This is a genomic window from Mesorhizobium sp. LEGMi-168a, from assembly GCF_058312955.1.
The window spans coordinates 1-11,319 of sequence record NZ_JBZEGV010000060.1 but is presented as its reverse complement, the minus strand read 5'-3'; the positions used below and the strand labels follow the sequence as shown (position 1 = coordinate 11,319).

Genomic DNA, 11,319 nt, shown 5'->3' with positions numbered 1-11,319 from the left:
TCGCCAAATACGATCCACACCTGGCTGCCTTCCAGCAAAGGTTGCAGGCTGCCGGAAAGGAAAAGATGGTTATCCGCATCGCACTCGCAAGGAAGCTGCTTGTCATTCTCAATGCAAAAGCACGCGACGCGCGCAACAAGTTCGCAAATGCAACTTGACAACTCAGATAGTCGCTCATCCGTCTCGGCGCTACGCGCCGATCCACCTTCTCCCACAGGGGGAGAAGGGGAGAACAGCCGCCCTACTCGTCCGCCGTGAACGTCTGCTTCTGCTGGCCCATGCCTTCGATGCCGAGCTCGACGACGTCGCCCGCTTTCAGGAACACCGGCGGCTTCATGCCCAGCCCGACGCCCGGCGGCGTGCCGGTGGAGATGATGTCGCCGGGATGCAGCGACATGAACTGGCTGAGATAGGAGACCAGATATTTGACGCCGTAGACCATGGTCTTGGTCGAGCCGTTTTGCATGGTCTTGCCGTTGACGGTCAGCCACATCTTGAGGTTCTGCGGATCGGCGATCTCGTCCTTGGTCACCAGCCAGGGGCCGATCGGGCCAAACGTGTCGCAGGACTTGCCCTTGGTCCACTGGCCCTGGCGCTCGGCCTGGAAGGCGCGCTCGGACACGTCATGCGCGACGCAATAGCCGGCAACATAATCCAGCGCGTCATCCTCGCTGACATATTTCGCCGTCTTGCCGATGACGACGCCAAGCTCGACTTCCCAGTCGGTCTTGACCGAGCCGCGCGGGATGAGCACGTCGTCATCCGGTCCGACGATGGCCGAGCTTGCCTTCATGAAGATGATCGGCTCCGGCGGCACGGTGGCGCCGGTCTCGGCGGCGTGGTCGGAATAGTTGAGGCCGATGCAGATGAATTTGCCGGTGCCAGCGACGCAGGCGCCCAGGCGAGGCTTGCCGGAGACTGCCGGCAGCGATCTCGGATCGAGCTTCGACAGCATGTCCAGCGAGGCCGGATGGAGCGCCGTGCCCGCGATGTCGGCGACATGAGCCGAGAGGTCGCGGATCGTCCCATCCTGATCGAGCAGGCCGGGACGTTCGCTCCCCACCTCGCCATAGCGCAGCAACTTCATCTTTGTTCTCCACCTTGCGGCCAAAGGCCGTTTTGCAAAACTCTCCGCCGCGACGACGGCTCATGCGAAAAATCGGGCGGACCGTAGCCAGCGACCTTGCCTGCGGCAAGCGTAGACACCCCGCAAGCAGCCGGGAGACAGGATTTTTCAGACTGATCGATGCTTCCGACAAACGCAGGGGCCGGATCCGATCTTCCTGTTCGCCCGCCAACTATTCCCGAACCGCCACGATCTTCCGAGCGGAAGTCAGATCGACCAGCCGCCGTCGATATTGTAGGCCTGACCCGAGGTGTAGGTCGCTCCCGCCAGATAGACGGCGAGATCGGCGATCTCCTCGGGCGTGCCAAGCCGCCCCATCGGCTGGCGGGCGATGAAGGCCGCGCGGGCAGCCTCATAGTCGCCCTGGGCGTGCATTCGATCCTGCAGCGACGGGCTCTCGACCGTACCCGGGCAGATGGCGTTGCAGCGAATGCCCTTGGCGACGTAGTCGGCGGCGACCGCCTTGGTAAGGCCGACGACCGCCGCCTTGGTCAGGCCGTAGACGAAGCGGTTCGGCACGCCCTTCTGCGAGCTCGCCAGCGAAGCCATGTTGATGATCGAGCCGTCGCCGCGCTCCAGCATGCCGGGCAGCACGGCGCGGATGGTGCGGATCATCGAGCGGACATTGAGGTTCAACGCAAAATCGAGGTCCTCATCCTTCATTTCGAGGATGGAGCCCGCATGGACGAAGCCGGCGCAGTTGAACAGCACATCGATCGGGCCGATCTCGGCAAAGGCAGCAGCGACGGCCGCGTCGTTGAGCACGTCCAGCTTGCGGGTCTTGATGCCGGCAGTCTTGCCAAGTTCGGCCAATAGCGGCTCATTGATGTCCGTGGCATGAACGGTGGCACCCGCTTTGGCGAAGGCCAGCGCGCTTGCCCGGCCGATGCCTTGCGCCGCCGCGGTGACCACAACCACCTTGCCTGCCAGATCCGCCATGCTTTTCTCCTCGCCTGCCTGGTGCGTCCGCCTTTTATCGATGGCCAGCTGCGGCGTCGTGTGCCAGACAGCCAGCATCGTGCGGCCTAAAGCGTTTCACCGTTTCACGGAAACGGCGAACCGCTCTATCTCTTTAGTTTTACGCAATTCCGAACGGAAAACCGTTTCACACTTTTCCTGGAATTGCTCCAGGCCGCCGATTTCACAGATAAAGATGTTTTTTCTCGTTAAAGAACACGCGCACGAGCGTCAAGCCCGAACGCGACCACCTTCGCGGCAATCGCCAAATGGCTCCGGCGCGCTTCGTGCAAGGAGCTTCAGTCGCCGTAAGGCACCCAGACGTTCTTGACCTCGATGGCACGGCGCAGGAAGGCCTCGCCGGCGGCATCGCCTGAAGTCCAGTCGAGGCTGCGGCCGTTGCCGGTCCAGACGCGCTTGAGATTGCCGATGGAATCGGCTTCCGCCTTGGCGCAGGTATCGGCGTCGGCGAACACCCAGAGCCCGTCGACATCGTCGTGTTTGGCCAGCACGCCTGCGAGCTCGGCGCTGCGGCCGGTGACGATGTTGATGGCGCCACCAGGAATGTCGGAATACTCGATCACCTGATAGAGATCGGTGGCCAAAAGCGGGTGCCGCTCGGACGGAACCGCCACCACGGTGTTGCCCATGGCGAGCGCCGGCGCCACCAGAGAGACGAAGCCAAGCAGCGGCTGATTGTCCGGCGTGACGATGCCGACGACGCCCACCGGCTCATGCAGCGCCAAAGTGACGACGCGGGCCGGCGGCTGGTGCACGCGGCCCTCGAACTTGTCGGTCAGGCCGGCATAGAGGAACAGCCTCTCGATCGAGAGGTCGACTTCCTCCCGCGCGGCCTTTGCCGTAGCACCGGTGAGCTGGACCAGGCGCGACGCAAACTCCTCGGCGCGGCCGGACAGGTTTTCGGCGAGATAGTAGAGCACCTGGCTGCGGTTGAAGGCCGTCGCGTCGGGCCAGGCCTTGCAGGCGCGCGCGGCGGCGACCGCGTCGCGGATATCCTTGCGATTGCCGAGACCGACTTCGCCGGCGAGCTTGCCCTTGGCCGTGGCGACGGTGAGCGAATAGTTGCCGTCCGGCCGCACCTGCTTGCCGCCGATGAACAGCTTTGCCGTGCGGTCGATGGCCATGCCGTCGGCCTGCTCGACGGGCTGGGCTGAGCCGGCAGTAGTCGGCTTGATGACGGGGCCGACCGGCAGTTTCGCCGCGAGATATTCGAACATGCCTTCGCGGCCGCCCTCGCGGCCGAAGCCGCTTTCGCGGTAGCCGCCGAAACCGCAAGCGCCGTCGAACATGTTGGTGCCGTTGACCCAGACGACGCCGGCCTTCAGTTGCGGCGCGACGTGCAAAGCGAGATTGATGTTCTCGCTCCACACCGAAGCGGCAAGGCCGTAGCGCGTGTTGTTGGCGAGCTCGATCGCCTCCTCGGTGTTGCGGAAGCTCATCGTCGCAAGCACCGGACCGAACACCTCCTCCTGCGCCAGAATATTAGCCGGCGAAACCGCCGTCGCGAGCGTCGGCAGATGATAGTAGCCTGTTGCCGGCAAGGCAGCGTCCGGCTGCCAGCAGACGGCGCCCTGCCTGGCGCCTTCGGCGATCAGGCCCTTGACGCGATCGAGCTGGGTGCGGTCGACCAGCGGGCCGATATCGGTGTTCTTGTCGAGCGGGCTGCCGAGACGCAGCCGGCTCATCCTGACCTTGACCTTGGCGATGAAAGCCTCGGCGACGCCTTCCTGCACCAGGAGACGCGAGCCGGCGCAGCAGACCTGGCCCTGGTTGAACCAGATGCCGTCGACCAACCCCTCGACCGCACTGTCGAGATCGGCATCCTCGAAGACGATGAAGGCCGACTTGCCGCCGAGCTCCAGCGACAGTTTCTTGCCCGATCCTGCAGTGGCCTTCCGGATGATCTTGCCGACTTCCGAAGAGCCGGTGAAGGCGATTTTCTGGACGCCGGGATGGTTGACGATCGCAGCACCCGCCTCCGGTCCGCCCTGGACGATGTTGACGACGCCTTTCGGCACCCCTGCGCGCTCGCAGATCTCGGCGAACAGAATGGCGGTGAGCGGGGTGAACTCGGCCGGCTTGAGCACCACGGTGCAGCCGGCGGCTAAAGCCGGCGCGATCTTCCAGGCCAGCATCAGCAGCGGGAAATTCCACGGGATGACCTGGCCGACGACGCCGACCGGCTTGTGATCTGGAAAATCCTTTTCCAGCGTCTGCGCCCAACCGGCATGGTGGATGAAGTGGCGGATCGCCAGCGGCACGTCGATGTCGCGGCTCTCGCGGATCGGCTTGCCGTTGTCGATCGATTCCAGAACCGCGAACAGGCGCTGGTGGCGCTGCATGGCGCGGCCGATGGCATAAAGCACCTTGGCTCTGGCGTAGCCCGAGGACGCCGACCACTTCGGCAGGGCCTTGGCGGCTGCCGTAACAGCCGCGTCGATGTCGGCGGCGCCCGCATCGGAAACCTTGGCGAGCAGCTTGCCGGAGGACGGCTCGCTGGTTTCGAAGGTCTTGCCGCTGACCGCCGCTTTCCAGGCGCCGTCGATGAACAGCGCCCTGGAAAAATCGCGCGAGGCCAACCAGGCATCGGCCTCGTTGCGGGCTTCCGGCGCCGGGCCGTATTCCATGGCGTGATAGCGTTCGAGGATGTTCATGGGCGGCTCCGCATAATTGTCTTGGAAGGCATTCCTTCGCGCCCCCCTCTGTCCTGCCGGACATCTCCCCCACAAGGGGGGAGATTAGCCTTCGCGCCCGTCGGCTGCCGTCCTGCAACGTTGGCGATTGGCGAAATCGCCGATGACAGCCAATCTCCCCACAAGTGGGGGAGATGTCCGGCAGGACAGAGGGGGGCGCGAAGGAACTCGGCTTTCAAGGACGTGGCCCGCCTAAGCCATCGCGTGGCGATGGTTGGCCGAGTAGTGGCCGGTCAAATGATGCTCAAGCTGACGTTCGATGTCGGTGAGCAGGCTGGAGGCGCCGAAGCGGAACAGCTCCGGCTCGAGCCACGGCCGGCCGAGCTCTTCCTTCATCAGCACCAGCCAATCGAGAGAGACCTTGGCGGTGGAAATGCCGCCCGCCGGCTTGAAGCCGATCAGATAGCCGGTTTCCTCGAAATAGGCGCGGATGGCGCGCACCATGGCGAGGCCGACCGGAAGCGTGGCGTTGACGCTTTCCTTGCCGGTCGAGGTTTTTATGAAATCGGCGCCGGCCATCATCGCCACCATCGAGGCCAACATGACATTGCGCAGCGTGGCGAGGTCGCCGGTGCCGAGGATGACCTTGAGATGGGCATCGCCGCAGGCAGCGCGCATGGCGACGATCTCGTTGAACAGCTCGCGCCATTTGGCGCCGTAAACCAGGCCGCGCGGGATGACGACGTCGATCTCGTCGGCGCCGTCGCGCACCGAAGCCTCGATCTCCTGCAGGCGGGTCGAAAGCGGCGCCAGGCCATGCGGGAAGGCGGTGGACACGGCGGCGACATGGATGCCGGTGCCGCGCACCGCCTCGACCGCGGTGGCGACGAAGGGATGGTAGACGCAGACGGCCGCCGGACGGATGGTTTCGCCTGCGATGCCAAGACCGTCGACGATATCCTTGCGCAGCGGATTGATCGCCTTGGCGCAGAGCCGGCGCACACGCTCGTCGGTGTCGTTGGAGTTCAGCGTGGTGAGGTCCATGCAGGCAATCGCCCGCAGCAGCCAGGCGGCCTGGTTGTCGGCCTTGATCGAGCGCCGCTTGGTGAGCGTGGCGACACGGCGCTCCAGCGCCGAGCGGTTGACGCTGCGCACCGATTCCAGGAAGCCGAGATCGAGCTTCATGCCGGGATTGCGGGCAATGCCATGCTCTAGCGGCATCGGCATGTTGGCGGCGGCGCGCGCCGGCAGCGGCATAACCTTGGACGCACCGGCGCCTGCGCCGGCCTCGCGGATGGTGCTGCTCATCTCCTGCCCTTTCATTCCAGCGACGTACGCCGAAGATAGCCCGCGAAGTTGTCCTTCACGAGTCCTTCAGTGGGTCATAGCGGAAAAAGGCCGCGAAAGCAGCAGATTTTTGACCACATGGTCAAAACGGTATCCTGGACGGCGGCGCGCCTCAGCCGACGAAGGCGCGCTCGACGACGAAGCTGGCCGGATGGCTGAGCGAGCCTTCCTGGAAGCCGAGGTTTTCGGCGAGTTCCTTGACGTCCTTCAGCATGTGCATCGAGCCGCAGATCATGATGCGGTCGGTCTCGGGATTGAGCTTGTCGATGCCGAGATCGGAATAGAACTTGCCCGAGCCGATCAGCGCGGTGATGCGGCCCATGCGCACCGACTCTTCCCGCGTCGTCGAATTGTAGAGCGTGACGCGACCGCCGGTCAGCTCGCCGATCAGCGGATCGGTCTCGAGTGCCGCCACCAATTCCTGGCCGTAGGTGAGCTCGGCATTGTCGCGGCAGGTGTGGGTGAGGATGACCTGGTCGAATTTTTCATAGGTGTCGGGATCGCGCAGCAGGCTGGCGAAGGGCGCGATGCCGGTGCCGGTGGAGATCATGACGACGCGCTTGGCGGGCGTCAGCGCATCCAGCACCAGCGTGCCGGTCGACTTCTGGCGCATGATGACAGTGTCGCCGACCTCAATCTTCTGCAGCTCGGAGGTCAGCGGACCGTCCGGCACCTTGATCGAGAAGAATTCGAGCTCGTCGTCCCAGGCGGGGCTGGCGACGGAATAGGCGCGGAAGATCGGCTTCTCGGCATTGGGCAGGCCGATCATGACGAACTCGCCGGAGCGGAAGCGCAGCGACTGCGGACGGGTGATGCGGAAGGAGAACAGCCGGTCGGTGTAATGCTTCACCGACACCACGGTCTCGGCATAGACATTGGCCGGGATCGGGAACTGCAGCGGCTTTGCGCCGGCGACGTTCAACGCGGATGTCGTGTTCATCAAACCCAACTTTCCGGGCCACGCTCAAAGGCGCTGGCGCCAAACTTTCTCCTGCGCGCCCGAACGGTCAGGTTCCGACGTGCCCTTCGCACACTGCCAAGCGGTAAGCTCTTGTGTCCGGAATTTATTAGTATACAAATGATCTTCAGGTCAAGATGGCAGCGTAAAACGCCTTTCCAAACCGAGGCATATCCGTAGTCCTGGCATTTCGGGTTTCGGCAATGAATGAGAAATTTTCGGCGTCGGCGGGAAGCGTCGTTGCCGGCATCGATGTCGGCGGAACCTTCACCGACCTGCTGTTGATCGACGGCAAGGCGGGCGGCAAGGTGCATATCGCCAAGACGCCTACCACGGTGGAAAATCAGGCCTTCGGCGTGGTCGCCGCGCTCGGCGCCACCAGCTTTCCGGTCGACGGCATCGACCTCATCGTGCACGGCACGACCACCACCACCAACGCCGTGCTGGAGCGCCGCCTGGCACGAACCGGCATGATCACCACGCGCGGCTTCCGCGACGTGATCGAGCTTGGGCGGCGAACGCGGCCGCAGGCCTATGGCATGACGGGCACCTTCGTGCCTGTCATCCCGCGGGATCTCAGGCTCGAAGTATCGGAGCGGGTCGAGGCGTCGGGCGCGGTGCGCGTGGCGCTCGACGAGGCCGAAATGCGCGACGCGGTGAAACGACTGCTCGCCGCGGGCTGCGAGTCGCTGGTCATCCATTTCCTGCATTCCTACGCCAATCCGGCGCATGAGCGGCGCGCGGCCGAGATCGCGGCGGAGCTCTGGCCGAACGGCCACATCACCACCGGACATGCGCTGCTTTCGGAGGCGCGCGAGTTCGAGCGCGGCGTGACCGCCGCGGTCAACGCCTCGGTGCAGCCGATCCTGGAACGCTATGTCGAGCGGCTGCGCAAGGAGCTGGCGGCGAAAGGCTATGCCCGCGACTTCCTGATCATGAACGGCAATGGCGGCATGATCTCCGCCCGCTTCGTCACGCTGGAATCGGCCAAGACGGTCATGTCCGGCCCAGCCTCCGGCGTCATCGCCGCCGCCTATACCGGCAAACGCGCCGGCTTCGGCAATCTCGTCACCTACGACATGGGCGGCACCTCGACCGACGTGGCGCTGATCCGCAACGCAGAACCCGCCGTGTCGAACGAGATCGAGATCGAATATGCGATGCCGATCCATGTGCCGATGGTAGCGGTACATACGGTAGGCGCCGGCGGCGGCTCGATCGCGCGCGTCGACGCTGCCGGACTGATCCAGATCGGCCCGGAAAGCGCCGGCGCCAATCCAGGCCCAATCTGCTACGGGCGCGGCGGCACCGAGCCGACCATCACCGACGCCAATCTGGTGCTCGGACGACTGGCGCCGAAAAAACTGCTTGCTGTCGACAACCCGGTCACCGTCGAGCGCGTGACCTCAATCTTCGAGGACAGGATCGGCAAGGGCACCGGCCTTTCCGGCGTCGAGGCGGCGGGCGCGGTCTTGAGGCTTGGCAACATGAAGATGGCGGGCGCCATCCGCATGGTCTCGGTGTCGCGCGGCCACGACCCGCGCGATTTCGCGCTGTTCGCCTTCGGCGGCGCCGGGCCGCTGCATGCGACGGCGCTCGCCCGCGAGCTCGGCCTGCCGAAAGTGCTGGTGCCGGCGCGTCCCGGCATCACCAACGCGCTCGGCTGCGTCGTCGCCGATATGCGGCATGACTTCGTCAACACGATCAACCAGCCGGTGGCGCTGCTGGATGAAGCTTCGCTTCACGAGTTATTGGAACGGCACCGGAACGAAGGCGAGGCGCTGATCGCCAAGGAAGCGGTGAAGCCGGACGCGATCCGCGTGACGCACTCCGCCGACATGCAGTTCGTCGGCCAGACGCATATCATCAACGTGCCGCTGCCGTCCTCGTCGGTTTCACGGGCAACGCTGCAGCAATTGTTCGAAAAGGCCTATTTCGCGCGCTTCAAGGTCGAGCTGCCGGAGATCCGCGCCAACCTCGTCAACCTCAACACGTCGGTCACCGGTGTGCGGCCGCAGATCGATCTGTCGCAGCTGATCGACCCGGCGGGGCGCGCGGCAACGCTCGACGAGGCGCGGCGCGAGATCCGGCCGGTCTGGTATCACGGCAGCTGGCACGACACGCCGGTCTATGCCCGCGAAAAGCTGCCGCTCGACGCCGTCATCGAGGGGCCGGCGATCCTCGAACAGATGGACGCCACCACTGTGCTTGAACCCGGCGACCGGGCGCGCTCGGACGCCGACGGCAACATCATCATCGACATCGGCGAGGCCTGACAATGCCAGCGTTAGATGGGACAAAGCTCGACACGATCACGCTTTCGGTGCTGCAGGCCGCCCTGCAGCAGGTCTGCGACGAGATGGACCTGACCTTCTCACGCGCGGCCTTCTCGCCGGTCATCGCCGAGGCCAACGACCGCTCCGACGGCATCTATTCGGCGGTCGACGGCTCGCTGATCGCGCAAGGCAGCCAGGGGCTGCCGGTGTTCGTCGGTGTCATGCAATATTCGACCAGGACGGTGATCGAGATGATCGCCGACGGCCGTTGCCTGGCTCCGGAACCGGGCGACATCTACATCGTCAACGACCCCTATCTCGGCGGCACGCATCTGATGGATGTGCGCTTCGTCATGCCGGTCTATCGCGGCGGCAAAATCTTCTGCTGGCTTTCCAATACCGGGCATTGGCCGGACATCGGCGGCTCGGTGCCGGGCGGCTTCTCGGCGTCGGCCACGGCGGTGGAGCAGGAAGGCTTGCGCCTGCCGCCGGTAAAACTGTTCAAGAAGGGCGTGCTCGATCCGGAGATCTACGCCATCATCTGCTCGAACATCCGTGTTGCCGACCAGCGCATCGGCGATATCCGCGCGCAGGCTGCCGCACTGCTGATTGGCCAGGACAGGCTCAATGAAATCCTCGATCGTTACGGTGACGAAACCGTTGTCGAGGCGATCGCCGAGCTGCGCCGCCGCGCCGCCGAGCAGATGCGCGCCTCGATCGCGGTCATCCCGGACGGCGTCTACCGCTCGCAGGCTTTCGTCGATTCCGATGGGGTGGTGAACGAGCCGCTGACCATCAATCTGGCCATCGAGAAGACGGGCGACACGCTCACCTTCGATTTCGCCGGCTCATCAAAACCCTGCGCCGGACCGATGAACAGCGTGCTGGCGACGACTTTGTCGTCGGTCTATCTCGCCATGCGCCATATCTTTCCGGAAGTGCCGATCAGCGCCGGCGCGTTCGAGCCGCTGAACGTCAGGCGGCCGGAAGGCACTTTCCTCGATGCGAAATATCCGCGCCCGGTTTCCGGCTGCGCGGCGGAAGTCTCGCAGCGCATCGCCGAAGCGGTGTTCGCAGCGATGGTGCAGGCGCTGCCGGAAAAGGTGACGGCGGCCCCTGCCGGCTCCAGCGGCAATTTCGCGCTCGGCGGCAACGATCCGGCGCGCGGGCGCGACTATGTCATGTACCAGATCTCGGGCGGCGGCTATGGCGGCAATGCCGGCCATGACGGGTTGAGCAATGGCTGCTCGACCATCGGCATTTCCAAATCGCCGCCGGTCGAGATTATGGAGCAGGCCTTTCCGGTGCTCTACCGGCACTACGCGCTGCGCGAAGGCTCGGGCGGCGCGGGCAAGCATCGCGGCGGTTTTGGGCTCGCCTATGAGGTGGAGATATTGCGCGGCGATGCACGCGCCTCCTTCGTGATGGACCACGGCCGCTTCGGGCCGCAGGGTGCGCTCGGCGGCAGGGACGGCGCGCCGAACAGCGTGACGGTGTTCCGCGGCGGCGAAGCGCATGTGCCGCCGCATCTTTCCAAGGAGCAGGACATTTCGCTCAAAGCCGGCGACCGCGTGCGCGTCGGCACGCCCGGCGGCGGCGGCTATGGCGACCCGCGCGAGCGCGACCCGAAGCTGGTCAGCGAGGATGTACGGCTCGGTTACTACACGGCAGAGCAGGCCAGGGAGATGTTCGGGGTGGAGCTGTAGGCCGAAGGCTAGCGATCGGTCGAAGGCGGAGCCGATATGTCCAAGTCGACGTCGAGTTCCTTCACACCCCCTCTGCCCTGCCGGGCATCTCCCCCGCAAGGGCAGGGCAATCGCATATGGCGGCGCTAGCCCCCACTCCGGCCGCTGCGCGGCCACCTCTCCCCCATGTTCATGGGGGCGAGGAAACGCCAATCGCCGGGGGCTCGGATTTCGCAAGCGGTAGTTGGCGATATCGCGCAAGCTTATTTCCTCTCCCTCGCGGAGCGGGGGAGAGGTGGCTCGGCGAAGCCGAGAC

General features: G+C 64.8%; 7 protein-coding genes and 1 pseudogene. 3 read left to right on the top strand and 5 right to left on the bottom strand.

Going from position 1 to position 11,319, the window contains the following annotated elements:
• A pseudogene (locus tag AC4FWB_RS33500) lies at positions 1-158 on the top strand (IS110 family transposase); the annotation flags it as partial.
• 83 nt (positions 159-241) lie between these two features.
• On the opposite strand, the gene AC4FWB_RS33495 reads toward AC4FWB_RS33500, so the two are convergent.
• The 5 genes from AC4FWB_RS33495 to AC4FWB_RS33475 form a co-directional block, all read right to left on the bottom strand.
• On the bottom strand, positions 242-1,087 hold the full coding sequence (locus AC4FWB_RS33495; RefSeq protein WP_491030501.1) for a fumarylacetoacetate hydrolase family protein: 846 nt from the start codon (positions 1,085-1,087) through the stop codon (positions 242-244).
• A 246-nt stretch (positions 1,088-1,333) separates the two neighbouring features.
• Complete coding sequence (locus AC4FWB_RS33490; RefSeq protein WP_491030500.1) at positions 1,334-2,065, bottom strand: SDR family oxidoreductase; 732 nt, start codon at positions 2,063-2,065, stop codon at positions 1,334-1,336.
• A 317-nt stretch (positions 2,066-2,382) separates the two neighbouring features.
• Positions 2,383-4,758 (bottom strand): aldehyde dehydrogenase family protein, encoded by a 2,376-nt coding sequence (locus tag AC4FWB_RS33485; protein WP_491030499.1) that lies wholly within the window; start codon positions 4,756-4,758, stop codon positions 2,383-2,385.
• Positions 4,759-4,989: 231 nt separating this feature from the next.
• Complete coding sequence (gene deoC, locus AC4FWB_RS33480) at positions 4,990-6,045, bottom strand: deoxyribose-phosphate aldolase (protein ID WP_491030498.1); 1,056 nt, start codon at positions 6,043-6,045, stop codon at positions 4,990-4,992.
• 151 nt (positions 6,046-6,196) lie between these two features.
• On the bottom strand, positions 6,197-7,024 hold the full coding sequence (locus AC4FWB_RS33475) for a ferredoxin--NADP reductase (RefSeq protein ID WP_491030497.1): 828 nt from the start codon (positions 7,022-7,024) through the stop codon (positions 6,197-6,199).
• Between the two features lie 221 nt (positions 7,025-7,245).
• Here AC4FWB_RS33475 and AC4FWB_RS33470 point away from each other — a divergent pair, with 221 nt between their 5' ends.
• Both AC4FWB_RS33470 and AC4FWB_RS33465 read left to right on the top strand, forming a co-directional pair.
• Positions 7,246-9,318, top strand: a complete 2,073-nt coding sequence (locus AC4FWB_RS33470; protein WP_491030496.1) for a hydantoinase/oxoprolinase family protein — start codon at positions 7,246-7,248, stop codon at positions 9,316-9,318.
• 2 nt (positions 9,319-9,320) lie between these two features.
• Positions 9,321-11,024: a hydantoinase B/oxoprolinase family protein gene (locus AC4FWB_RS33465; RefSeq protein WP_491030495.1), complete on the top strand. Its 1,704-nt coding sequence runs from the start codon at positions 9,321-9,323 to the stop codon at positions 11,022-11,024.
• Positions 11,025-11,319 lie beyond the last annotated feature (295 nt).

What these genes read in the sequence shown, in the direction of transcription:
- AC4FWB_RS33470 (WP_491030496.1), top strand. Translation starts at nt 7,246, where the DNA reads ATGAATGAGAAATTTTCGGCGTCGGCGGGAAGCGTCGTTGCCGGCATC.
- AC4FWB_RS33475 (WP_491030497.1), bottom strand. Translation starts at nt 7,024, where the DNA reads ATGAACACGACATCCGCGTTGAACGTCGCCGGCGCAAAGCCGCTGCAG.
- AC4FWB_RS33490 (WP_491030500.1), bottom strand. Translation starts at nt 2,065, where the DNA reads ATGGCGGATCTGGCAGGCAAGGTGGTTGTGGTCACCGCGGCGGCGCAA.
- AC4FWB_RS33485 (WP_491030499.1), bottom strand. Translation starts at nt 4,758, where the DNA reads ATGAACATCCTCGAACGCTATCACGCCATGGAATACGGCCCGGCGCCG.
- AC4FWB_RS33465 (WP_491030495.1), top strand. Translation starts at nt 9,321, where the DNA reads ATGCCAGCGTTAGATGGGACAAAGCTCGACACGATCACGCTTTCGGTG.
- deoC (WP_491030498.1), bottom strand. Translation starts at nt 6,045, where the DNA reads ATGAGCAGCACCATCCGCGAGGCCGGCGCAGGCGCCGGTGCGTCCAAG.
- AC4FWB_RS33495 (WP_491030501.1), bottom strand. Translation starts at nt 1,087, where the DNA reads ATGAAGTTGCTGCGCTATGGCGAGGTGGGGAGCGAACGTCCCGGCCTG.